Raw genomic sequence first — 22,721 nt, 5'->3', positions numbered from 1 at the left:
ACTCACCTACTGCTTTCTGGCAACGAGCACGACCCAATCCTGGTCCTCGTTCACCTCGGAAATGATGAAGCCCGCAGCTTGCAGCGCATCCTGCACGACCTCCTGCTTGCTCTTGATAATGCCTGAAACAATGTACGTTCCGCCGGATTCAAGCGCCTCATACACATCCTGGATAAAGAGAAGAATGATCTCGGCCAAAATATTGGCGACAACGACCTGCGCCGGCAGCTTGACGCCCAACTCGGAAGGACTGGCTTCGCGTGTTTCGGTCAGCACCTGCAGGAGGTCGCTCAGCTTGATCGTGATACGGTCCTGCAGGCCGTTCAATAAGGTATTCTCTGTCGCGCTGGAGACGGACACGGGATCAAGATCGAGCGCCAGCACATGCCGGGCCCCGAGCTTGGCCGCCGCGATGGACAAAATCCCCGAGCCCGTCCCCACATCGATGACATCCTCGCCGCCCTGGATAACCTTCTCCAAGGTTTTCAGACATAACGCCGTGGTTGCATGCGTCCCTGTGCCGAAGGCCATCCCGGGATCGAGCTCAAGAATAATCTCGCCCTCCTGAGCCTCGTATTCCTCCCAGGTAGGCTTGATAGTCAGACGATCCGAAACGCGCAAGGGCTTGAAATACTGCTTCCAGGCCGTTGCCCAGTCCTCATCGTCCACTTCCTTCCACTCATAGACCGGGCTGCCGGTATCGATATCATACTCGGCCAGCCGATCCACCGCTGCCTTCAGGTCGGCCAGCACCGCTTCGGTATCCGTACCTTCGGCAAAGTAACCCTTGATTTCGGCACGCCCCTCGGGGATGTCGTTGAGAGGCAGCTCGTACCATTGCCCGAGAGAGGTATCTCTCTGCTTGTTTAAGGTGCCGGACTCCTCGATGGAGACGCCTCCGGCGCCGAGCTCGTGTATAAAGTTGGAGATCATTTCGATCGCTTCTTCGGTTGTGTGAACCGTAATTTCATGCCAACGCACCGGGTTTCCTCCCTATCAACTCAAATAATCACATACGCCCTAGTATACAACAATTAGATGTGAGGGTAAAATAACGTGCGCACATACTTGCTGCAGGCCCTGCCAAACCTTAGAAACTAACGGCGCAGGATGGGGCTGCTTGCGCCTACTCTATGCAGCTTGCTTAATCTGACCAAGGAGCCTCTTGCTCATGACGATAGACCGCTTAGTTCTTGTCCTTCTATGGCTGCTGAGCGCCATGCTCGCTTTCCTGTTCATCCCAAGACGCCATATCCGCGTGGCTGTCATCTCTTTTCTAGCGTGCCAGGCTCTTCTATGGGTATCTTCGCTTTCGCTGAGCCAATATAAGATACTGGAATTCCCGGTGCGCGAGTTTCCTAAAGCAACGCATCTGCTGGTTACGACCCAATATTTTTTCTACCCTTTCCTCTGCTGCCTCTACGTGGTTAACGAGCCTGTGCATCGGCGTACCATCAACTGGATCCTGCTGCTCAGCTTGACAGGGGCGGTTGTTTTGATCGATGTACTGCTCGTTTCGTTTACTCATCTTGTCCATTATGAGCGCTATACCTGGTACTGGAATTGGATCGTGTTTACGGGCCAGTTCGCAGCTGCCAGAGCTTATTGCTATTGGTTTTTCCGTTATTCCGAATCCGCCCGTCCGAACGGGGAGTAGAGGTGCCGCATTGGATTATTTAATCTTATATGGGGTATGGGCGACTTCCGCCGCTCTGTTGCTTTTTGCGGTGCCGAGGGATAAAAGAAGAGTGGGCCAAGCTGCCTTTCTGTTCAAGCAGATGATAACCTGGGTAACCGGTCTTTATGTCGTAGAGAAGGGCTGGCTGGAATATCCGGTCCGATTTTTCGCCGATGTCAACCGGGCCAGCTTCACCTTTGAATATTTTGCTTTTCCGGCCGTATGCGCGGTGTTCAACAGCCGATATCCTTCCACCCGTTCGATCCTCTACCAGATCGGATATGCGATAGCTTATTCCACGGTGATCACGATAGTAGAATCAATCCTGGAGACCAGCAAATCTCTGCATGTGATCCAGTATCACCAGTGGAAATGGTATTGGACCTGGCTGTCGCTGCTCATCACCCTTATGCTTTCGCGGTTGTTCTGCATGTGGTTCTTCGCGCAAAAACGGCTCCTGGCTTGAGAAGTCTCAAGCTGTGGAGCCGCTCTGTATTGTTACTATCCCATTTGCCCCTGCATGCTGCCGCCCGCTTCGCGAATTACGCGCAGCGCTTGCTCGTAAGCCGACTCGCTCACCGCTCCGGACAACTGAAGATGCCCGTGATCGACCTGGAGATCGGTCGCCCGCAGAGCCTGCAACTTGGAGATGCAGCTTAATGCTTCTTCAGGCGAGCCGAAGGATGCCATGATTCCTCTCTCCGACATAAGACCAGCCTCATTTCTCTTCGGATTTGCCGATACGATGTACGATGGATTCTCAGAAGCCGCTTGAACCGTTGTTAGACGCCTTCCTGTCGGGCGTCAGCCTCGGCCGCACGCTTGGCCGCTTCCCGATCATCCGAGTCAGCCAGCTGCTCGGAGAATTCAACGTCCTCATTCTTAGCTTGCGGCAGCTGCCGATCCTCTGCTTGTCTAGTCATGCCGTTAGCCTCCCTTCTGCGCTTTGCTCCTTTCTATTGTCCGCATATTCGAAAACGAATATGCGAATTTCACAGGAAGTGCCAGCTGCTGCAGCTATCAAGAGCCGGGGCAACACAAAAAGACGGCAGGTACTCCCGCCGTCCTCTGCGTCCACCATTGCGCCCTCCCGGCTAGTCGCCCAGGAAAGCCTTTTTCATGCGTTCAAAAATCGATTGGTTCTGCTCATGCGTATGCTCGCCGCTGAGTCGGCTGAACTCCCGAAGAAGCTCACGCTGCTCTTCATTCATGGAGGTAGGCGTTACCACGACCACCTTCACATGCTGATCGCCTTGTCCGTAGCCGCGAAGGTGCGGAACGCCCTTGCCCTTCAACCGGAAGTACGTATCCGTCTGCGTGCCGGCAGGAATCTTCAGCTTCACCTTCTCGGTCAGCGTCGGAATTTCGATCTCATCGCCAAGCGCAGCCTGGGTGAACGTAAGCGGAACCTCACAATAAATATCGTCGCCTTCCCGCTCGAAGAAATCATGCGGCTTGACCCTGATCACCACATACAGGTCTCCTGAAGGACCGCCGCGCAAGCCGTCCTCTCCCTCGCCGGTGACACGCAGCTGCGCACCGTCATCTACGCCGGCCGGAATGTTCAGGTTGATCGTGCGCTGCTTCTTGACCTTGCCCGCACCATGGCACGTTCCGCACTTATCCTTGATGATCTTACCCTGCCCTTGGCAGGCGGAACAAACCCGGCGGTTCACGATGCGGCCGAACGCCGTATTTTGCACGACCTCCTGCTGCCCGGAGCCATGACAGACTCCGCACGTATCCGGCTTCGTTCCCGGCTTGGCCCCGCTGCCGTGACAAGTATCGCAAGTTTCCGTCCGTGGGATCACGATATCGGTTTTCTTGCCGAATACCGCCTCTTTGAACTCGATCGTCATCGTATATTGAAGATCGTTGCCGCGCTGAGGCGCATTCGGATTCCGTCTTTGGCCGCCGCCGAAAAACATGTCGAATAAGTCGCCGAAGCCGCCGCCAAAGTCAGCTCCGCCGCCCATGCCCTGATTAGGATCCACATGGCCGAACCGGTCATACTGGGCTTTCCTCTGATCGTCGCCCAGCACGTCGTACGCTTCTTTCGCTTCTTTAAACTTGGATTCGGCATCGTCGGCCTTGTTCACGTCAGGGTGATACGTGCGGGCAAGCTTGCGGTAGGCTTTCTTGATTTCTTCTTGCGAAGCGTCCTTGCCAACCCCTAGCACTTCATAGTAATCGCGTTTACTCATCCTTCACTCCCACTCCCCAGCCTTCCATTAAAGCGGCGTCCTCGCAAGGCGCCGGGTTTTCTACGCAGGAAAACCGAAAGTCAAAGCCGCTTTTCGGCTTTGACTCCACGGCTTTAACCTATGTCAGACGCGAGTTCAAAAGCGCTGCCTTCCCCTTCCGGGGCCGGGCCCTTTGGTGCCGAAACGGTGACTTCTTGAACTCGCTCTTCTTATTCTACGACAATTGCTTACTTCTTGTCGTCCACAACTTCGTAATCGGCATCTACCACATTGTCTTTCTTGGAAGAGCCTTGCGGTTCGCCGCCTGCTTCCCCTCCGCCTTGAGCCTGTGCCGCTTGCTCATAAAGCTTCACGGACAGCTGCTGCACGACTTGCGTCAACTCCTCGCTTGCCGCTTTAATTTCTTCCAGATTATCGCCTTCGAGAGCCTTCTTGAGCTTCTCTTTAGCTTCATTGGCTTTATCGATTTCGGCCTGCTCTACCTTGTCGCCCAGGTCCTTGATCGTTTTGTCTACCGAGTAAACCAGCTGATCCGCGTTGTTGCGGGCTTCAACCGTTTCCTTACGTTTGCGGTCCTCTTCGGCATGCGATTCGGCATCCTTCATCATGCGGTCGATTTCCTCGTCGGACAAGCCGCTGGAGGACGTGATCGTGATTTTTTGGCTTTTGCCCGTACCTTTATCCAAGGCAGAGACATTGACGATCCCGTTGGCATCGATATCGAAGGTAACTTCGATTTGCGGGATGCCGCGCGGAGCCGTCGGAATATCGCCGAGAATAAAGCGGCCCAGCGTCTTGTTGTCGTTCGCCATCGCGCGCTCGCCTTGCAGAACGTGAATTTCTACGCTTGGCTGATTGTCTGCATACGTTGTGAACACTTGCGATTTCGTCGTCGGAATCGTCGTGTTGCGGTCGATCATTTTCGTGAAGACGCCGCCTGCCGTCTCGATACCGAGGGAAAGCGGAGTAACGTCGAGCAGTACGACATCCTTGACGTCGCCTGTCAGTACGCCCGCTTGAACAGCCGCGCCGAGTGCTACGACTTCATCCGGGTTAACGCCCTTGTGAGGCTCTTTGCCGGTAAGACGCTTGACAGCCTCCTGTACGGCCGGAATACGAGTGGATCCGCCGACCAGGACGATCTTGTCGATCTGGTCAGGAGACAGACCGGAGTCGCTCAGCGCTTGGCGAGTCGGCCCCAGCGTGCGCTCAACCAGCGCTGCGGACAGCTCTTCGAACTTGGCGCGGGTCAGGTTGAGCTCCAAGTGCTGCGGCACGCCGTCAGCTACTGTAATGAACGGCAGGGAGATTGTCGTCGTCAGTACGCCGGACAATTCCTTCTTCGCTTTCTCCGCAGCATCCTTCAAGCGCTGGACAGCCGCTTTATCTTTGCTCAGGTCAATGCCTTGCTCTTTCTTGAATTCGGCCACGAGGTAGTCGATGATGACTTGGTCGAAGTCGTCGCCGCCAAGCTTGTTGTCGCCGCTGGTCGCTTTAACTTCGAAGAAGCCGTCGCCAAGCTCCAGGATCGAAACGTCAAACGTACCGCCGCCGAGGTCATAGACGAGGATCGTTTGATCTTCGGTTTTCTCAAGGCCGTAAGCAAGCGCCGCTGCCGTAGGCTCGTTGACGATACGAAGCACTTCGAGACCGGCGATTTTGCCTGCATCCTTGGTCGCTTGACGCTGGCTGTCGTTGAAGTAAGCCGGTACCGTAATAACGGCTTGAGTCACCGTTTGGCCGAGGTAGGCCTCCGCGTCCGCTTTCAGCTTCTGCAGGATGATTGCGGAAATTTCTTGCGGCGAATAATCCTTGCCGTCGATCGCTTCCTTATGATTCGTACCGATATGGCGTTTAATCGAAATAATCGTGCGGTCCGGGTTCGTAATCGCCTGGCGCTTCGCCGTTTCACCGACTACCCGCTCTCCATCCTTTTTAAAGCCAACTACGGACGGGGTCGTGCGGTTACCTTCGGCGTTCGGGATTACGACGGCTTCGCCGCCTTCCATCACGGCTACGCAGGAGTTGGTGGTACCAAGGTCAATACCTATAACTTTACTCATGAGGGAATTCCTCCTTTATTTTGTTGGAATTGCTTAAGAACTTACTTTAACCATCGCAGGACGCAGTACTTTGTCCTTCAGGAGGTAGCCCTTCTGAACTTCTTCGACTACGATGCCTTCTTCGTGCTCTTCCGAATCCACCTGCATGACCGCTTGGTGAAACTCAGGGTTAAATGGCGTACCGACCGCTTCCATCGGCTTAAGGCCTTCAGCGGCCAGCACCTGCTCCAACTGACGGAATATCATATCGATCCCTTTGGCAAGGGCGTCATAATCATTGTTTTCTTTGCTAGCCGACAGCGCACGCTCGAAGTTGTCGACGACCGGCAGCAGCTGCTCGATCACCTTGAGCGATGCATACTTGGCCAGATCCTCTCTTTCCTTCTGCGTCCGTCTTCTGAAGTTGTCGAAGTCGGCTTGAGTGCGCAGCAACCGCTGGTAATGCTCCTCAGCCTGCTTCTTCGCTTCCTCCAGCTGTCCTTCGACAGCATCCTCGGGCTTGGAAGAGTCAGCTTGTACGGGTTCCGCCTGCTCATTCTCAGGAGCTTGATATGTAGCGTTATCCGTTTGCTCTTTGTTATCAGCTTGCTCGCCGCTTTGCGGCTGGTTCTGGTGTTCCGTATTCAATTTCTGTCACCTCCTTAAATAAATCTGTCCCTCTATATATTGTAACCACCTGGCTAGTGTCGAAACCTTGCAGAGCTTCTTAACGGACTAATCCTCCAGTTGACGCATCTTGATGACCGTATGAATGCGCAGCACCGCCGCCGCTACTTCTCCGGCAGCCTGCAGAGCATGAAGCTTCACATCCGCGGGATCCATTACTCCCGCTTCGGTCATGTCGGCAACCGCTCCGGTATCGCAATCAATGCCGAGGGCATCGCTGGCTGCAGCCAGCTGGGCGGTTTTGACTTCCTCGACCTTCTCCAGCGGATTGTAGCCGGCATTCACGACAATCTGCGACAAGGGCTTGCGCAGCGCATGAGCTACGGCCTCGACTCCGAAGCCTTCCATCCCCCTCACGGTTTCCCTGTGACGGTCCAGCTCATAAGCGGCCGTGATCTCGGCTGCGCCTCCGCCAGGCAGCCAGCCGCTCCGGAGCGCAGCCTGAAGCGCGGAGGCGGCATCGCGCGCAATACGCAGCCTTTCTCCGGCAATCTCGTTCGTGCTGGCTCCGACGATAATCGACACCTGTGCCTGACCTCGCCCCTCGGCGATCCGGACGCATTCGAGCCGCTCGTCGTAAGCGATATGCCCGGCATATCCGAGATAGCCTGCGCACTCGGCAGCAGGCCGATACAGCGCCGAGCGCCGGACCGGACGGGCCAGGGTGTATTCGGCCAGCCGCCGGAGCAGAGCCCGCGGTACCCGCTGAAGCACCATAATGCCGCGATCCGTGCAGAACTGCTCGGCCTCGGCATCCACGCTGCGCTCGCTCGCGATGAGGCCTACCTTGAGCTCAGACAGCCTATCCAGCGCGGCGCGGAATTGCTCCCGCAGCTGCATATGCCTGCCATAACCGGATTCCGTCGTCAATGCCTCTTCCTCAACTTCTTCCGGAGCGAATGCATCTTGGAGAATCAACACCTGCGCGGCTTGCGCCGGAAATTCCGCCTGTGCGTTAGCCGGCCGCTTGGACAGGATTACCCCCGGCCATACCTCGCCGCGAGCCTGGCCGAGCGACTGCACGACGTCCGCGAAGCGGAATCTCTCTACGCGCAGCTTGCCCGCGCCAAGCTGCCGGGCTCCGCTAACGATCAGCCCGGCCAGATCGGCATGCTCCCTGCCGGCGACATAGGCGATCCGGTACAAGGCCGGATCGTCCAGCCCCTTCACCGGCCGCGCCCGGCTGGTCAAGGATTGCGCCGCCTGCGCGACCCCTTCCTGGATGCCGCGCACCACTTTCGCTACCGGGACGCCGCGCATCACTTGTCTGGCTCCTTCGGCGACAAGCGCTCCGGCAAGCACCGTTGCGGTCGTAGTCCCATCCCCGATGCGCTCCTGTTGAGCTCGCGCCACCTGAACAAGCAGCTGCGCGGCCGGGTGAGCGACGTCCATTTTCTCAAGAATCGTGACGCCGTCATTGGTAATGATAACCTCGCCGCGAGCGCCGACCAGCATCGTGTCGAGTCCCTTAGGGCCCAGCGTTCCCTCAACGGCGGAGCAGATCGCCCGAACGGCGTTCACATTATTGCGCAGAGTGGCGAAAGCTTCCTCGCCTTCCTGGCCTGCGCCCGGCTGTCTGTTCTGACTCATTTATACCAACGCTCCATGAGCTGGGTCATGTCTTTGGACAAATGGTCCAGCAATTTGATCATCTTGGCGTAATCCATCCGTGTCGGCCCGAGTATGCCGATCGTACCGAGCGTCTGTCCTTCGAACGCATAAGTAGCCGTGATGAAGCTGCAATCATTGACCGCCTCCAGCTTGTTCTCGCTGCCGATCCTGACCTGGATGCCGCCGGCCGCGCTGGTCCCTTCGAATAGCTGAATGATCTTGGGCGTCTCGGCGAGCAGATCCAGAATGCTTTTCACCTTATCGACATCCTTGAATTCCGGCTGCGTCAGCATATTCGTCGCGCCCCCGAGGAAGACTCGTTCCTCCTCGCGCTCGATGATCGAATCCAGCATGACCAGCAGTTCTTCATAACCGGACACATACCGGCTCATCTCCGAAGCAATCTCGGTATAAAGCTTGGACTTGAAGTGCAGCAAAGGCACATTCTTCAGTCTCGTATTCAAGATGTTTACGAACTTCTCGATCTCCGACATCGGAATGCCTTCGGGAATCGTAACGGTTCTGTTCTCGACCTGTCCCGTATTGGTGACGACGATCGCTACCGCCGTACGCTCGTTAAGCGGGACAATCTGCAGATGCTTCATCGTCGTGGTCAGCATCTCAGGGCCCATCACAATCGAGGTATACGGAGTCACTTGAGATAAAATCATCGCCACCTGCTGAATGACCCGCTCCATCTGCTGCAGACGGTCTGCGAAAAACTGCTTCATGACGCCGATGTCTTCGTCGACCGACTGATCGCCATACGCCATCAGATGATCGACATAATATCTATAGCCTTTATGGGAAGGAATCCGCCCGGCCGATGTATGCGGCTGCTCGAGGAATCCCATTTCTTCCAAATCCGACATTTCATTGCGAATGGTGGCGGGACTAAACCCTACGTCGCCGCGTTTGGATATGCTGCGAGAGCCGATCGGCTCCGCGGAACGGATATAATCGTCTACGATGGCACTCAATATATGTCTTTGTCGTTCGGTTAGCATAGGCGAACTCCACCTCCGGTTTACAAAAGTCCCAAGCCGTTATCCGCTTCGAATCATGGTCCGAAACACCGCCGGCCGCAAGCCTCTTCGTTCACTTCGTTAGCACTCCATCCGAGCGAGTGCTAAGCTACTACAAAAATAACAGACCTCAAGGGTCTGTGTCAAGTCAATCGAGCCTTTTGAGCACGGCGATTTCATCGCAGCAATGCTGTTTTTTACAGTGGATGCAGTCCCGCCATACTTTCTCCGGGAATATCTCCTTCTGCACAACGGTAAAGCCTATCTTTTCGAAGAAAGCAACCTCATAGGTCAACGCCATGATTTTGGGAATTCCGAGCTTGCGCGCTTCTTCGATGAGCAGATTGACGATGGACTTGCCGATGCCCAGCCCCTTGTAGCCTTCGGTGACGCCGAGCGAGCGAATTTCCACCAAGTCAGGACCGAGCTGGGTGTTGGATCCGCAGCCGACAAGCTGCCCGCCGACCTCGGCAACGACGAACGTTTCGAGCTGTGCGGTCAGCATCTCCCTCGTTCGCGGAAGCATGATCCCTTTCTCCGCATAGCCTTGAATTATGTCGTATAACGTGTCGATGTCCTGTTCGGTTGCTTTCCGACAGGTCAGAGTCATTGTCACTGGAGATCCCACCATTCGCAAGTAAAAAAATGATATGAATAAATATACACCACAACGTATAAATGGGCAATCCTTTTTTCGTGCAAAGAAAAATAATATTTTTAGGCTTCGACGGCTTCAGCCGCACCCAGAAAATGTCCGAACACATCGTTGCCAAGCAGCAGCCCTTGTGCGCTTAACCTGTACCCTTCAGCCGTCTCCTCCAGCAGTCCCTTATGCACCAAGCTTCGGATAGCCGTGCCGAATACCGTCTCCAGCGGCCGATCGAATTGCCCGGCAAAGTCGGCTCGGCGTACCCCACGGAGCAGCCGCAGTCCGACCATCATAAAATCCTCCATGGCTTCCGTCAGGCTCACCTCCTGGACGTCGAGCAGAGGCTGTCCTTTTCGGGTTCCTTCTATATAAGGCTGAACGCCCTTTATATTGACATGGCGCCTTCCGTGAACGTAGCCATGGGCGCCTGCGCCCAGACCATAATAAGGCTGATTGCGCCAGTACATCGAGTTATGCCGGCTTTCATACCCCGGCTTCGCGAAATTACTGATCTCGTACTGCCCATACCCGGCCTCGTTCAGACGCTTCATAATATGAAGAAACATGCCCACTTCCTCTTCTTCTTCCGGAAGCGGAAGGTCTCCCCGCTCATAGAGGGCATGGAACAGCGTATTCTCCTCGACCTTCAGGCTGTAGATGGAATAATGCCGCAAATCCAAGGCCAACGCTTCCTTCAGCGTCGCCTCCATGATCTCGATCGTCTGTCCGGGCAGTCCGAACATCAGATCGATCGACATATTGGTAAACCCGGCTTGTCTAGCATTTTCCAAGCTCCGGTAGACGTCATCCGTATTGTGAATGCGGCCGATCCGCTCCAGCAAGACATTGTCGAAGGACTGGACGCCGAAGCTGATCCGATTCACGCCGCCTTCCTTCATCGCCTGCAGCTTCTCCAGATCCGTCGTTCCCGGATTGGCCTCCATCGTAAACTCGATATTCGCCGTCCAGTTGCCAAAGTAGGCCCGTACCCGACGAAGGAAGCTCTCCATCTGCTCGGGGGTCAGTACGGTCGGCGTGCCGCCTCCGACGAAGATGGTCTCAATCTCCCCGGGAGGCACCTCCGAAGCCGTGCGCTCCATCTCCCGCTCCAGCGCGTCCAAATAATCCATCACAGGCTGGCCCTTCAATATATACGAGTTGAAGTCGCAGTAATGGCACTTGTTCGTACAGAACGGGATGTGCAAATAGACTGCGGCCGGCGTTTGCGTTCGCTGCTTCATCTTTCGGGTAAGCCTCCTTTTTTGCTCTCGCGGCTGCGCGCCTGGCGCCTCGTACAGCCGTTTCATAGCCAAAAGCAGGGATTCGCATCATGCAAACCCCTGCTCGGCGCATTGCTTCATTCCTTCGCGCAAGCTTCCCGGACAGAGCCCGGCAAGCTTCCGTTATTCGTCGATCTTCAGCACAGCCATGAACGCTTCCTGCGGAACCTCCACGCTGCCGATCTGTTTCATCCGTTTCTTACCTTCCTTCTGCTTCTCAAGCAGCTTCCGCTTCCGGCTGATATCCCCGCCGTAGCACTTGGCAAGTACGTTTTTGCGCATCGCCTTGACCGTCTCGCGGGCGATGACCTTCTGTCCGATCGCGGCCTGGATCGGCACCTCGAACATCTGACGCGGGATCAGCTCGCGCAGCTTCTCGCAAATAATCCGTCCGCGGTTGTAGGCGCGGTCGCGGTGTACGATGAAAGAGAGCGCGTCGACCTGCTCGTTGTTAAGCAAGATGTCCATTTTGACCAGATTCGTCCGCTTGTAGCCCGACAGCTCGTAATCGAACGAGGCGTAGCCCTTCGTGCTCGACTTGAGCTGGTCGAAGAAATCGTAGACGATCTCCGACAGCGGAATATCATAGGTCAGCGTAACCCGTGTCGTATCGAGATACTCCATATTGATGAATTCGCCGCGCTTGCCCTGACACAGCTCCATAATAGTCCCGACATAGTCATTGGGCACGATGACCGACGCCTTGACGAAAGGCTCTTCCACGAACTCGATCTTGCCCGGCTCCGGGAATAGCGAAGGGTTCTCGATGCTCATCACTTCGCCGCTCGTCTGCGTCACTCGGAACACCACGCTCGGGGCGGTCGTGATAAGCGGAATGTTAAACTCGCGCTCGATCCGTTCCTGGATGACATCCATATGCAGAAGTCCGAGGAAGCCGCAGCGGAAGCCAAAGCCAAGCGCGGTTGACGTCTCCGGCTCGAAGCTGAGCGATGCGTCGTTCAGCTGCAGCTTCTCAAGCGCCTCGCGCAGATCGTTGTAGTCGCTGGTCTCGATCGGATAAAGACCGCAGAATACCATCGGGTTGATCTTACGGTAGCCAGGCAAAGGAGCGGGCGTCGGATTCTTAGCATCGGTAACCGTATCCCCGACCTGGGTGTCCCCGACGTGCTTGACCCCCGCGACGATAAAGCCGACATCTCCGATCTCCAGCGAATCTACAGCTCCCATCCGCGGCTTGAACGCGCCGACCTCGATCACCTCGAACACCTTATCCGTCGCCATAAACTTAATATGGGAACCGGCACGGATCGAGCCGTCGATCACTCGCACGTAGACGATAACTCCCTTGTACGGATCATAGTGAGAGTCAAAAATCAAAGCCTTCAACGGCTTCGTCGAATCGCCTTCCGGAGCCGGAACCTTCTGCACGACCTGCTCCAGTATCTCCTTGATGCCGATACCCGCTTTGGCGGAGGCATGTACCGCTTCGCTGGCATCCAGGCCGATCACATCCTCGATCTCCTGCTTCACCCGATCCGGGTCGGCGCTCGGCAGATCGATCTTGTTGATCACCGGCAATATCTCCAGGTTGTTGTCCAGCGCCAGATAAACGTTGGCCAGTGTCTGGGCCTCGATACCTTGTGCCGCGTCCACGACGAGCAGAGCGCCCTCACAGGCAGCCAGGCTTCGCGACACCTCATAAGTGAAGTCGACGTGTCCGGGAGTATCGATCAGGTTCAATATATAGTCCTCGCCGTCGTCGGCGCGGTAATTGAGCCGAACGGCCTGCAGCTTGATCGTAATGCCGCGCTCGCGCTCCAGGTCCATCGTGTCCAGCACCTGCTGCTGCATCTCGCGGGTTGTCAGAGCGCCCGTAAATTCAAGAATACGGTCTGCGAGCGTCGATTTTCCATGGTCGATATGAGCGATGATGCAAAAATTTCTAATTTTCTTCTGACGGGCTTGAATATCCATTGGCAGCAAAACCTCACTAAACTCGCTTTTTGTACAATAACTTATTATAGCAGTTGTGAAGTCCGCCAGCAATGAGCATCGACACCGTTATTTCAGAAGCGTTTCAAAAAGCGAGACAACGCCCCTGATCGCGTGATAGGAGAGGATCTGCAGCAGCTCCCCGGCTTTGTTCCCGACCCGGTTAATCCCTGTCTCCGCGGCTGGCTCCTCCGGTCGTCTGGGGACCGGCTTGCCCGTTGCGCCCGGCGCCTCCTTCTCCTTCGCGCTTGACTTCACACCAGCCGTCTTTGCTTCCGTTCCGGACACCTTCTTCGCCCCGGCCGGCTCGGCACTGTAAGCCCGAGCGGGACCTGCAGGCGCTCCAGTTCCCCCCGCAGTAAGCGGGCCATGAATCCGCTCGGTTCCCTGCGTCGCCAGCGAGACGCCGAAGAACAGGCAGAACGCCATACCCAGCGCTACCGAACCAAGCTTGAGCCAACCTTTTCCACCAGCCATCCGAGGCACGCCCCCTCTTCACCGTACTTGTTCAACGAGCTTGTTCACCGTATTCGCTTAACGCTCCAAGTCTTGACTCTTCTTGCTTAACCCTCCACTTTCCCGCCTTCCACACTGCCAGGCGCAGGCTGGGCATCCACCTTCTCGGCGTTGGTAATCACTTCGGCTATAGCAACGGCGAGCGCATCCGCCGTTCGATAGCATTCCTCCAGCGAATTGTCCACCCCGCCCACCTCGATAAGGGCACTGGTCGAGGAGAACGTCTGGTTATATACCCCATTGCCTTCACCCGATTTGGCATGGATCCCTTTGGATAAGCCCGGATACTTGGCTTGCAGCACCTTGTCGATGCGCTCGGCGAATTCGTAGTTTTCCTTGTAATTCGGGTTCTTGCCTCCGATGATAAAATACACCTGAGCATACGTTTTTCCATTGATCGTAGCCGTCGTCTTGTCGCGGCGCTGAGAATCGCGATGGATGTCGAAGTAATATTTCAGATCGGGATGGCCGGCAGAGGCCTCCTGCAGCGTTTTCAAGGAATATTTATAGGAATAATAATAGTTAAAGCCTTTCTCGATGGCCGGGTAATTTTTGTCGGAATGAACGGCTCCGATTCCTTCCTTCTCCAGACGCTGGGCGAGTCTTAATCCGACCTGGGTGACGTTTTTCTTCGGGTCGTACGCTTTATCCGGGTCCTTCTCTCCTGGCAGCTCCGGCAGATACGATTCCTGATTATGGGATTGATAGATGAAGGCTACGTTTTTCCCAGCCGTAATAGGTGGCTTTGCCGACGTCTCAACGGATCCCGGAGCGGCAAGATCCACAGGAGGGGCATCCGTGCTCGTCCCCGGAATGGCGGTAATCGCTCCGGCCTCCCCCAGATTATCGCGGTCAAATACATCGGAGCGGGGACTATAGTCCTCCGGCGCATCGATGCCCCCTATCGCCCCATTCAAGGGAACCGAGCGGATCTGAGACATCCCCGGAACTTCGCGAGCGATCAGGGTCTTCGGATCCTTGGGATTCAAATCCGTCACGAGCGAGAACAGGAACTGGGAGACATTCGATTGCGAGAAGGTAAAGGTTTTGCCGTCCTCCTTAAGTCCGGGTACCTCCAGCCCCATCATATCCATGAAAAATCGGCTCGATACGCTGGCGGCGAGTCCCTTCATCGAAGCGTTCGGCGAACTGCCGGATACGCGCGAGTGCACATAGCCAAGCAGACCTAGGGCTATAAAAATGACGAGACACCCTATCATTAACAAAGAGAACGTTTTGGAGTAGATTCCGAGCGCTTGTCCCGTTCTACGGAACTTGCTCGCATTGACGGTAACGGCAGGCCATTTCATCGTTCTATTCCTCCTTTGCTTCGGACCGGCATCGATCGCTGCTGGCATCGTACGGGGAAACGGTGCTCCCCCGATTCTCTAGTAACTACTCTATGAGTCCTCGCAAAGAGATAGAACTTGTTTTCGTCACAGAAGAAGCCTGCTCTTTCGCCTTGAGCGAAAGAGCAGGCTTGTTCTGTGACGCCGTCAGTGCGTATAGGCGGACACATTGTCCACATCCACCGCCTGATGCAGAGCTGCATTCAGCCCGCTGGCGATAATATTGGCGATATCCTCGATAAATTGATCGATCTCCTTGGGCGTGACCAGCAGATCGTGGCCTAGCGGGTTCAGGACCTCTTTCACAAGCTCCAACCGTTCCCGCTCCTGCATCGTATCCATCAACCCCAGAATCTGGCCCGTATTGGACGTCTGCCTCGCAAAATGCGCATGCATCATGTCAAACGCATTGTTGACAATAGTAGAAGCATAGACGACCGTCGGCACGCCGATCGCGATAACCGGCACGCCCAGCGATTCCAGCGTCAGCCCTTTCCGCTTGTTGCCGATCCCCGAGCCCGGATGAATGCCGGTATCTGCGATCTGGATCGTCGTGTTCACCCGCTCCAGCGAAAGAGAGGCCAAGGCATCGATCGCGATGACCAGATCGGGTTTGGAGCGTTCCACGATCCCCTGAACGATATCGCCGGTTTCGATCCCCGTCGTACCCAGAACGCCGGGCGCAACCGAGCTGACCGGCCTGTATCCCGGGCTTACTTCGCCAGGCATCAGCTCGAAGTAATGCCGGGTCACCATCACATTCTCCACTACCAGGGGCCCGAGTGCATCCGGCGTGACATTCCAGTTGCCCAGTCCGATGATCAGCACGCTTGCGTTAGCCGGAATGTTCAGCTTAACGAGGAATTTCTCGAACTCTTGGGCAAAAAGGGTAGCTACCCGGTTCTGCAGATCGGTATCTTGCTTGCGCAGCTCCGGCACGTCAATCGTTATATAATGGCCCGGCAGCTTCCCTATCGCCTGCGATCCTTCTTGCGACGTAATATCGATAAGACTGATACGGATGCCCTGATCCTCCCGCTTGGACATCTGCACCCCGGGAATGGAGGTCCCGGAGGACGCTGCCAGATCATGCGCTTCCAAAGCCAGGTCCGTTCGCACCGAATAGGCGCTTAAATCCAAACTCATCGAGCGGCTCCCCCTTCTTAGTCGGCTATCGCCACTTAGAGTGCGATAAATCCTTATTCCTTATGCATGGAGCGCTTGCATACGTTTTACTTCACTCTATTGCAATTTGGAAATGCCCATGTTAGAATATCTAGAGTTGTCAACAAATCATGCCACATGATTGTTCGCAAGTTGTAGTAGGAGGTGAACGTCACATGCCAAACATTAAATCCGCGATTAAACGTGTGAAAGTGAGCGAGAAGCGCCGTCAGCGTAACGCATCTCACAAATCCGCGCTTCGTACTGCTGTGAAAGCTTTTGAAACGGCCGCAGCAGGCAGCAACGTAGAAACCGCTAAGGAAGCTTTGATCACTGCCAGCAGAAAGCTGGACCAAGCAGCGACCAAAGGTCTCGTGCATAAAAATACCGCTGCCCGCAAGAAATCCCGCCTCGCTAAAAAGCTTAACGCGCTTGCCGCTCAAGGCTAAGCGACACATACAAGCATGCGACAAAAGCAAAGACCATGCGCCCCTTCGGGAGGCTGCATGGTCTTTTTTCGTCTGCTCAAGACGCCCAGGGCTGGGGCTGCCCTGTCAGGCAGCCAGCTTCAACAGAAACATCTCGAGCCCTAGCACCTTATCGATCTTGCCGCTCTTCATCTGATAGTCCAGCTCACCTAGCTGCTGGAGAATAAGCATCAGCTGCTTCGCTTCGAACCGGCCCGCATGGCCGGCGGCGATCTTGACGGCGTAGGGATGGAGGCCGATCTGAGAGGCGACCTGCTGCTGGGAATAGCCCTGCTGCATCAGATCCTTCACCTGCAGCATAATGCGAAACTGCCGGGCGATCAGAATCACGATCTTGATCGGCTCTTCCTTACGGCGCAGCAGCTCGGCCAGCATGGTGAACGCCTGCTCCATCCGCATTTGCACGATGTGCTCGACCATTTGAAAAATGTCCTGCTCCACGGTCTTCGTCACCAGCTGATCGAGATCAGCTCCGGTTATCGTCCCGCCCGCTCCAATGTAGAGATAGCATTTCTCGATCTCTTTCACAAGCGCCTGCAGACTGGTGCCTGTGAACTGGATTAATTGCTCCACTGCGCCGGGGGCAAAAGAAAACCCCGCCTTCCCTGCCTGCTGCTGAACCCACTGGATCAGCTCCGCCTCGCCTAGCATTCCGCAGGGAATAAGGGCATCCGCTTCCTTCAGAGCTTTGACGATTTTCTTGCGTTCATCCAGCTTCTCGGCATCCACGGTCAACACCAATACCGTAAAGTCGGCCGGGGATTTTAAATAAGCGGCCAGACGATCCAGATTATGCTCCACCTTGCCCGTATCTTTGGCTCCCGTCAGGAACGCGGCGCCCGAGGCGACGACCAGCTTCCGTTCGGCCAGGAAAGGCAGCGTTTCCGCCTCTTCCAGCACGGCATCGATCGACGTCTCCGCCAGGTCATACCTGCCGACAGCGAATGCCCGCTGATCCTCAGGGATCAGCTTATCGGTCAAGCGATGCACAAGCTCCTGAATCAGATAGCTTTCAGAACCGTAAGCTATGTATACGGGAGCAACCTGTCCCTTCGCAATCTGCTTTAGCGCCTGCTTGTAGTCCATTCTCATCCAACTCCGCTAGAATCATTCTTATGGGTATACCGTTCATTTATCATAACAACAACGAAGGGATTACGTCAAAACCGTTTCACGGATTCGACGTAATCCCTCCTTGAACCTGCTGCCCCGGTACTCGAAGCAACCATTATCAAAACGAGTCAGTTTTTGATCTCGATCTCGGTTAGCGTCTCCAGATCGATCTCGAACGTTCTTGTCTGCTCGTTCATTTTAACTGCGTATTTGAGTTTAGGTCCATTCCATTCGACCAATTCGATACGGTCCGCGCCGTTCCACTGGTCGAATTTGGATGCGTAGACTTCCTTGCCGCTCTTGTCATGGACGAACACCTGATTGTCCTTGACCACCGCCTGATAGTTGCCATCCTTGGACGGAAGATCATGCTTCGGTGCAGACGGAATTCCGGAAATCGTATAACTCGGCCCGATCATCCGATCCGCGGATCCGTGGTTGTTCGGATCTTGAGCAGACTCCCGTTCGTCTGGGACGGCCAGACCCATCGGCCGGTTGATTTCATCTGCACGGCCGTCAGCCGGCGTCCCGGCCACAGGAGGCTGATCCCCGTTAACGCTACCGGACGGAGGCAAGCCCTTGCTAACGGCACCCTGCTGGTCATCTATCTTCTGCTCGCCCGGGGAGGGAAGACCTGAGACAGGCTCCTGCGGGACCGGCAAAGCCGAACTGGCCGCCGGCTTGCGATCCTCTTCACCCGACTTAGGCGTCTCCGCTCTTGCAGGGGGTTGTACGGCGCCTGCTCCTGGCGCCGGCTTGGGGGCCGTCCCGCCAGACGGCTGCCCTTCAGTAGCCGGGGTCTGTCCGGCTTCAGGCTGGGCCTGCTTCTCCTCAGGCTTCGCCGGCTGACTCGCGTCAAACGGCTGCTGCCCCCCGCCTCCTTCCACCGCGGGCGGAGCCGTGGTAGCATCGGCCCTGTTGCTGCCGGCGGCAGACAAAGAATCGCTGCTGCCGGTTGACGCCTTGTTGGTTAACTGAGGCGTACTCAACAACCGATCGGACTTCGAAGCTACCTCCTCCGCCATCTTATTTTTGACTGCGAGATCCTGCTGAAAGGCGAAAAAGCCGAAGATCAATCCGGCGGCGACTACGCCGCCCAGCACAGGGAACGATATCCATTCGCGCACCTGGCCGCGCCAGCCAAGCTTTTGTCTAGAGCGCGTCCGAGATGTCAAATCGTCCGGCTGCTCAGCGCTTTGTCCCGCGGCTTCCTCCTGGGCGGGGAAGAGCCATCCGGCTTCTTTTCCCCCGATACCTGCCTCCATCCGCTCAATTTCAGGCAATATCGCATCGACCAGGCTATAAGGAGGCATAACCTTTGGCAAGCTCTCCAGCTCAGTCGATACATGAACAAGACGTTCGAACAGTTCAGAGCAATCCGGACACTGCTGCAGATGCCCCAGCATCCGGCGGTATTCGGTTTCTTCGAGATCCCGATCAAGGTATCTCTGCATCAGTTCGATCACCTCTTGACACATCATCCCCGTACACTACCTTTCCTAACGATTCGTATACCGACTCTACTGCTGCTTAGCTTATCCCCGCACCGCATCGCTGCGTTGTTGCTTGTTGTAATCCTTCAATATGCCCTGCAGCTGCTGTCTCGCCCGGAATAAATACGACTTGACCGTATTGATGGGGAGATCCAGTGATTCCGCAATCTCATTATACGAGAAATCCTGCAAATACCTGAGTACGACCACGGAGCGATGGTGCTCGGGGAGCTTGTCGATCGCCTCCCGAATGTCTTGAGCGATATACGTAGACATAACCTCGTCTTCCACCGTTTTGTGATCGGTAAAGCTCATATCATGCTGCTCGATCGAGACCGTTGGCTTCGTGCGACGGAATTTGTCGATACAAAGATTGGTAACGATGCGCTGTACCCACGTCTTGAACTGAGCTTTTTCTTCGTAGGAGTTGATTTTGGTATAAATTCGGATTAAAGCTTCCTGGGCCGCGTCAAGCGCGTCCTGCTCGTTGCCCAGAATGTAATAAGCCGTGCGATAAACATGATTCTCTATTTCTCGCAATAGGGTAATTAGAGCGTCGCGATCGCCCATCTGGGCAGCCTTGATCAAATCTGGCGCTACCAAGGTGATCCCCCTCTCTTGCAACCTTATAAACGTACCCGTCTTTAAAAATGTTGCACTAGATTTTGCTTATCGAATTTTCGATGATACGCTGCTCTGTTATACGCGGCAAAGCCGGATTTGTTTCGGTTTGTTGCGAAAGTGCGGCGGATGACAGCGCCGCCAGACCTTTATCCGCGACTCGATAAAAGCAAGTAAATGGAAAAGGCCGCCTCCGTTCGGAGAGCGGCCGCAAGACGAGGCTAAGTCGCAGATGCTTTGTTTTTCCTTCGGAACGGGAAGCGGCCTTTCCATTCGGATACGCCTATCCCCATCAGAATAATCGCAACCCCGAGCCATTGCCAGCCATCTGCATGTTCCCGGAGCAGCCAAACCGAGCAGAGCATAACGACCGGCAGCTCAACGGAGCCAAGAATAGTGGTCAGGCCGGTGTTCAGCTTCGGCGCCCCCTTCGCGAACAGATACGGAGGCAGAATCATCCCGAACAAGCCCAGGACAAGCGCCCAGAGCCATAATCCGGCCAGCAGCGATCCATTCCATATAAAATGAGGCGGATATACCATCAGCGTCAAAATAGTAGCTCCCGTCAGAATACAGGCGCTTCTGAGTGTCGCAGGCACCTCAGTGGCTACTCGGCCGCTAACATACATAGATAACGTATAGGAAACGGCAGCAAGCAGCCCGAGCATAATGCCCAGTCCATCATAGGCCGGTTGACTCCCGCCCAAAAGCCCTGAGGCAAGCAGCGTACCGCCCCCCACGACGACCGCTCCCGCAATCTGCATCCGCCCGGGACGCCTGCGAAGGAACAGCCATTCCGCCGCGAGGCCCATCCATACGAATTGAAACAGCAGCAATACCGCAAACGAGGCATCCAGCTTCTGGAGCGACTGGTAGTAGAATATACCCGTCATCCCTGTAAACGTTCCGCTACCGATCATTTTGGCAACGGTAGCACCCGACAGTTGCCGGAAGCGACGCCACTGCGGAATGCTGAGCAGCCACATGGCCAAGCAGCCCGTCAAGACCTGACTTCCCGTCACTTCTCCCGCTGTAAATCCTTCCCCGTAGGCCAGCTTCACCACACTGGATAGCACACCGTAAGATGCCGCACCGATCAGCACATAAACGATAGCCCTCCATCGGTTGTTTTTTTCCATGTTCAACCTCTTTACTAGAATCCCTCACCCACCCGCATGTCGGTCTCATGAAAGACCCCTGCCAACAGTGAAATATAACAGAAATATAAACCTAACACAACATGAATAGTTTCCCCGGAAGAAAGATATGGAATTCGCCATCTTACCAAGCCATCCAAAATCATATATAATAGAGCCGTCGTTCATACCGCAGACTGCCGTACAGGGGCAAGTCAGCCGCAAGTCATGATTCCAAGAATAACCAATCAAAACAACTAGACTCAAGGGAGTGGAATGAGCTTGCAGCTTACCGGAACCGTACGCAGAATGCTGTTGATGAACGCGTCCTCCACGATCATTTTCAACTATATCGGAATTTTCGTAAATCTATATATTTGGGAACAAAGCCATCGGATCTTCGATGTCGCCTGGTTCAACCTGATTATGTTCCTGGCCTGGGGCTTTTCCTTCGCTACGAGCTCCCGGCTGCTTACCCATTTCACGACGAGACTGCTGATCCAGATTACGGCCGTTTGCGGCGGCCTGACCTTTCTTCTGTTGACGACTCTGACGCTGGATAACCGGCTGCTCTGGATGGCCATACTGGCTACCCCGGTCGGGATTATGTGGGGAACCTACGCCTCTACTCAAAACATCACCTTGAGCCTGATCGGCAAGGGGAAGGATTTCGAGCAGTACTTCGCCACGGCCAGTATCGTCGGACAGGTCATCTCGATCATCAATCCGGTCATATCCGCCTTGGTGATTCAATGGATCGGATATAACGGCTCCTTTATGCTCATGCTCGTCTTTGTCACCATTCTGATGGTCGTATCCTTCTTCATTCCAAAAATCACGCTGTCGGATCAGTCGGGGACTGTCTTTCAGAGCATCAGCTTCCGGCAGGTGTTCTCGTACAGCGCGTTGCGGTGGATGGTCCCCTCTTGTTTGGCAGCGGGCGTCGTCTTGCAGTTTCACAATTTATTTACGCTGATCTTCACCTTCTCCGTTTCCGGCGACAAGCTCGTCATCGCCCTGCTGAACGTTCTCTATACGTTGTCCACCATGGGCGCCATGCTGCTCTATCGGAAACTGCGCGTGCCTGAACGTCGCTGGCTTGTGATCGGCGTTGTGGCGATGAGCACGGGGTTCCTGTTTCCGCTTCTGCAGGTGTCGGTATTTCTCGTTATCTCGAACATCCTGATGACCATAGGTATGTTTTATTTCGGAACCGTATGGAACACGGAGCACTTCCGGTTGATCAGCAAGCACTCGGCTATCGAGCAGGCCCGTTTATTGATTTGGCGGGAGTGGCTCTTGATCGGGTCGCGGGTCGTGATCCTTGTCTGGATATTGGGGATCGAAAATCTGCACGGGCTTCCGTTCATTATGCTCCTGCTGATCTCCATTGCCTGCGCCCTGGCGATTCCTTTCTTCTCGAAAAAAGCCCGAGAAGCTGAACTGCCTGCTCCTGCTAACGAGGTTCATACGGCAGGCGCCTGAGCCAGTTCATTTCCAACCGTCAAAGACCCGCTTGCGGGGCGTTCCGTGAACCTTTCGGTTTGCCGAACACCCGGCAAAGCGGGTTTCTTCTATATAGAGTGTAAGCGTCTAATAACCAGGTGTATTGAAAAAGAAAAGCCCATGGTTCATGAGAATCCATAGGCTTTGCGTTATGTACAATGTTGCCTAACTGCTGGACTCCATGGAAGGTGCTCATCAAGCAACTC

22 protein-coding genes are annotated in these 22,721 nt (G+C 55.2%); 4 read left to right on the top strand and 18 right to left on the bottom strand.

Translation table 11 applies throughout. The annotated features are described in order from the left end of the window. Positions 1–6 precede the first annotated feature (6 nt). Positions 7–981 (bottom strand): 50S ribosomal protein L11 methyltransferase, encoded by a 975-nt coding sequence (prmA, locus tag GSF01_RS10860; protein WP_159883806.1) that lies wholly within the window; start codon positions 979–981, stop codon positions 7–9. Between the two features lie 190 nt (positions 982–1,171). Here prmA and GSF01_RS10855 point away from each other — a divergent pair, with 190 nt between their 5' ends. Both GSF01_RS10855 and GSF01_RS10850 read left to right on the top strand, forming a co-directional pair. Then, positions 1,172–1,657: a CBO0543 family protein gene (locus tag GSF01_RS10855; RefSeq protein WP_159883804.1), complete on the top strand. Its 486-nt coding sequence runs from the start codon at positions 1,172–1,174 to the stop codon at positions 1,655–1,657. 10 nt (positions 1,658–1,667) lie between these two features. Next, positions 1,668–2,144, top strand: coding sequence for a CBO0543 family protein (locus GSF01_RS10850; RefSeq protein WP_159883802.1), 477 nt, complete (start codon positions 1,668–1,670; stop codon positions 2,142–2,144). A 35-nt stretch (positions 2,145–2,179) separates the two neighbouring features. Here the strand turns inward: GSF01_RS10850 and GSF01_RS10845 are convergent, their stop codons facing one another. The 13 genes from GSF01_RS10845 to gpr all read right to left on the bottom strand — a co-directional run bounded on the left by GSF01_RS10845 (position 2,180) and on the right by gpr (position 16,140). After that, positions 2,180–2,386: a hypothetical protein gene (locus GSF01_RS10845; RefSeq protein WP_159883800.1), complete on the bottom strand. Its 207-nt coding sequence runs from the start codon at positions 2,384–2,386 to the stop codon at positions 2,180–2,182. Between the two features lie 74 nt (positions 2,387–2,460). Then, the gene (locus GSF01_RS10840) at positions 2,461–2,601 is read right to left on the bottom strand and encodes a YfhD family protein (RefSeq protein ID WP_159883798.1); all 141 of its coding nucleotides are present in this window, start codon (positions 2,599–2,601) and stop codon (positions 2,461–2,463) included. A gap of 171 nt (positions 2,602–2,772) precedes the next feature. Continuing rightward, positions 2,773–3,882 (bottom strand): molecular chaperone DnaJ, encoded by a 1,110-nt coding sequence (dnaJ, locus tag GSF01_RS10835; RefSeq protein WP_159883796.1) that lies wholly within the window; start codon positions 3,880–3,882, stop codon positions 2,773–2,775. A 227-nt stretch (positions 3,883–4,109) separates the two neighbouring features. Beyond that, the gene (gene dnaK / locus GSF01_RS10830) at positions 4,110–5,945 is read right to left on the bottom strand and encodes a molecular chaperone DnaK (protein ID WP_159883794.1); all 1,836 of its coding nucleotides are present in this window, start codon (positions 5,943–5,945) and stop codon (positions 4,110–4,112) included. Between the two features lie 33 nt (positions 5,946–5,978). Continuing rightward, positions 5,979–6,572, bottom strand: coding sequence for a nucleotide exchange factor GrpE (grpE, locus tag GSF01_RS10825; protein ID WP_159883792.1), 594 nt, complete (start codon positions 6,570–6,572; stop codon positions 5,979–5,981). 87 nt (positions 6,573–6,659) lie between these two features. Beyond that, complete coding sequence (locus GSF01_RS10820; RefSeq protein ID WP_159883790.1) at positions 6,660–8,201, bottom strand: TCP-1/cpn60 chaperonin family protein; 1,542 nt, start codon at positions 8,199–8,201, stop codon at positions 6,660–6,662. Beyond that, the gene (gene hrcA / locus GSF01_RS10815) at positions 8,198–9,229 is read right to left on the bottom strand and encodes a heat-inducible transcriptional repressor HrcA (protein WP_159883788.1); all 1,032 of its coding nucleotides are present in this window, start codon (positions 9,227–9,229) and stop codon (positions 8,198–8,200) included. Before hrcA ends, GSF01_RS10820 begins: the two co-directional genes overlap by 4 nt. Before the next feature lie 166 nt (positions 9,230–9,395). Next, the gene (locus GSF01_RS10810; protein ID WP_201305365.1) at positions 9,396–9,857 is read right to left on the bottom strand and encodes an N-acetyltransferase; all 462 of its coding nucleotides are present in this window, start codon (positions 9,855–9,857) and stop codon (positions 9,396–9,398) included. A 107-nt stretch (positions 9,858–9,964) separates the two neighbouring features. Beyond that, the gene (gene hemW, locus GSF01_RS10805; RefSeq protein ID WP_159883784.1) at positions 9,965–11,137 is read right to left on the bottom strand and encodes a radical SAM family heme chaperone HemW; all 1,173 of its coding nucleotides are present in this window, start codon (positions 11,135–11,137) and stop codon (positions 9,965–9,967) included. 162 nt (positions 11,138–11,299) lie between these two features. Continuing rightward, entirely contained in the window at positions 11,300–13,111 is a 1,812-nt protein-coding gene (gene lepA / locus GSF01_RS10800) for a translation elongation factor 4 (RefSeq protein ID WP_159883782.1), read from the bottom strand. 87 nt (positions 13,112–13,198) lie between these two features. After that, complete coding sequence (locus tag GSF01_RS10795; protein ID WP_159883780.1) at positions 13,199–13,606, bottom strand: hypothetical protein; 408 nt, start codon at positions 13,604–13,606, stop codon at positions 13,199–13,201. 86 nt (positions 13,607–13,692) lie between these two features. Next, positions 13,693–14,955, bottom strand: a complete 1,263-nt coding sequence (spoIIP, locus tag GSF01_RS10790; protein WP_159883778.1) for a stage II sporulation protein P — start codon at positions 14,953–14,955, stop codon at positions 13,693–13,695. A 186-nt stretch (positions 14,956–15,141) separates the two neighbouring features. Beyond that, the gene (gene gpr / locus GSF01_RS10785; protein WP_159883776.1) at positions 15,142–16,140 is read right to left on the bottom strand and encodes a GPR endopeptidase; all 999 of its coding nucleotides are present in this window, start codon (positions 16,138–16,140) and stop codon (positions 15,142–15,144) included. 194 nt (positions 16,141–16,334) lie between these two features. Between gpr and rpsT the strand changes: the two genes are divergently transcribed. Further along, positions 16,335–16,607 (top strand): 30S ribosomal protein S20, encoded by a 273-nt coding sequence (rpsT, locus tag GSF01_RS10780; protein WP_159883774.1) that lies wholly within the window; start codon positions 16,335–16,337, stop codon positions 16,605–16,607. 105 nt (positions 16,608–16,712) lie between these two features. On the opposite strand, the gene holA is transcribed toward rpsT, so the two are convergent. The 4 genes from holA to GSF01_RS10760 form a co-directional block, all read right to left on the bottom strand. After that, positions 16,713–17,732 (bottom strand): DNA polymerase III subunit delta, encoded by a 1,020-nt coding sequence (gene holA / locus GSF01_RS10775; RefSeq protein WP_159883772.1) that lies wholly within the window; start codon positions 17,730–17,732, stop codon positions 16,713–16,715. A gap of 155 nt (positions 17,733–17,887) precedes the next feature. Continuing rightward, the gene (locus GSF01_RS10770; RefSeq protein ID WP_159883770.1) at positions 17,888–19,213 is read right to left on the bottom strand and encodes a zf-HC2 domain-containing protein; all 1,326 of its coding nucleotides are present in this window, start codon (positions 19,211–19,213) and stop codon (positions 17,888–17,890) included. 81 nt (positions 19,214–19,294) lie between these two features. Further along, positions 19,295–19,855 carry an RNA polymerase sigma factor gene (locus GSF01_RS10765; RefSeq protein WP_159883768.1) on the bottom strand — a complete coding sequence of 187 codons (561 nt, stop codon included), beginning with the start codon at positions 19,853–19,855 and terminating at the stop codon, positions 19,295–19,297. Positions 19,856–20,094: 239 nt separating this feature from the next. After that, a complete protein-coding gene (locus tag GSF01_RS10760; RefSeq protein ID WP_159883766.1) occupies positions 20,095–21,012 on the bottom strand; it encodes an EamA family transporter in 918 nt (305 codons plus the stop codon). 279 nt (positions 21,013–21,291) lie between these two features. Between GSF01_RS10760 and GSF01_RS10755 the strand changes: the two genes are divergently transcribed. Next, positions 21,292–22,494 carry an MFS transporter gene (locus GSF01_RS10755; protein WP_159883764.1) on the top strand — a complete coding sequence of 401 codons (1,203 nt, stop codon included), beginning with the start codon at positions 21,292–21,294 and terminating at the stop codon, positions 22,492–22,494. Positions 22,495–22,721 lie beyond the last annotated feature (227 nt).

The sequence above is a fragment of the Paenibacillus puerhi genome (assembly GCF_009846885.1).
Lineage (GTDB): Bacteria > Bacillota > Bacilli > Paenibacillales > NBRC-103111 > Paenibacillus_G > Paenibacillus_G puerhi.
This window is presented reverse-complemented; position numbering and strand designations above follow the sequence as displayed.

Excerpts from the sequence above, each read along its gene's own strand:
- GSF01_RS10855 (WP_159883804.1), top strand. The coding sequence starts at position 1,172 with ATGACGATAGACCGCTTAGTTCTTGTCCTTCTATGGCTGCTGAGCGCC.
- GSF01_RS10845 (WP_159883800.1), bottom strand. The coding sequence starts at position 2,386 with ATGTCGGAGAGAGGAATCATGGCATCCTTCGGCTCGCCTGAAGAAGCA.
- GSF01_RS10840 (WP_159883798.1), bottom strand. The coding sequence starts at position 2,601 with ATGACTAGACAAGCAGAGGATCGGCAGCTGCCGCAAGCTAAGAATGAG.
- dnaJ (WP_159883796.1), bottom strand. The coding sequence starts at position 3,882 with ATGAGTAAACGCGATTACTATGAAGTGCTAGGGGTTGGCAAGGACGCT.
- dnaK (WP_159883794.1), bottom strand. The coding sequence starts at position 5,945 with ATGAGTAAAGTTATAGGTATTGACCTTGGTACCACCAACTCCTGCGTA.
- GSF01_RS10820 (WP_159883790.1), bottom strand. The coding sequence starts at position 8,201 with ATGAGTCAGAACAGACAGCCGGGCGCAGGCCAGGAAGGCGAGGAAGCT.
- hrcA (WP_159883788.1), bottom strand. The coding sequence starts at position 9,229 with ATGCTAACCGAACGACAAAGACATATATTGAGTGCCATCGTAGACGAT.
- GSF01_RS10810 (WP_201305365.1), bottom strand. The coding sequence starts at position 9,857 with ATGACTCTGACCTGTCGGAAAGCAACCGAACAGGACATCGACACGTTA.
- hemW (WP_159883784.1), bottom strand. The coding sequence starts at position 11,137 with ATGAAGCAGCGAACGCAAACGCCGGCCGCAGTCTATTTGCACATCCCG.
- lepA (WP_159883782.1), bottom strand. The coding sequence starts at position 13,111 with ATGGATATTCAAGCCCGTCAGAAGAAAATTAGAAATTTTTGCATCATC.
- GSF01_RS10795 (WP_159883780.1), bottom strand. The coding sequence starts at position 13,606 with ATGGCTGGTGGAAAAGGTTGGCTCAAGCTTGGTTCGGTAGCGCTGGGT.
- spoIIP (WP_159883778.1), bottom strand. The coding sequence starts at position 14,955 with ATGAAATGGCCTGCCGTTACCGTCAATGCGAGCAAGTTCCGTAGAACG.
- gpr (WP_159883776.1), bottom strand. The coding sequence starts at position 16,140 with ATGAGTTTGGATTTAAGCGCCTATTCGGTGCGAACGGACCTGGCTTTG.
- rpsT (WP_159883774.1), top strand. The coding sequence starts at position 16,335 with ATGCCAAACATTAAATCCGCGATTAAACGTGTGAAAGTGAGCGAGAAG.
- holA (WP_159883772.1), bottom strand. The coding sequence starts at position 17,732 with ATGGACTACAAGCAGGCGCTAAAGCAGATTGCGAAGGGACAGGTTGCT.
- GSF01_RS10770 (WP_159883770.1), bottom strand. The coding sequence starts at position 19,213 with ATGCAGAGATACCTTGATCGGGATCTCGAAGAAACCGAATACCGCCGG.
- GSF01_RS10760 (WP_159883766.1), bottom strand. The coding sequence starts at position 21,012 with ATGGAAAAAAACAACCGATGGAGGGCTATCGTTTATGTGCTGATCGGT.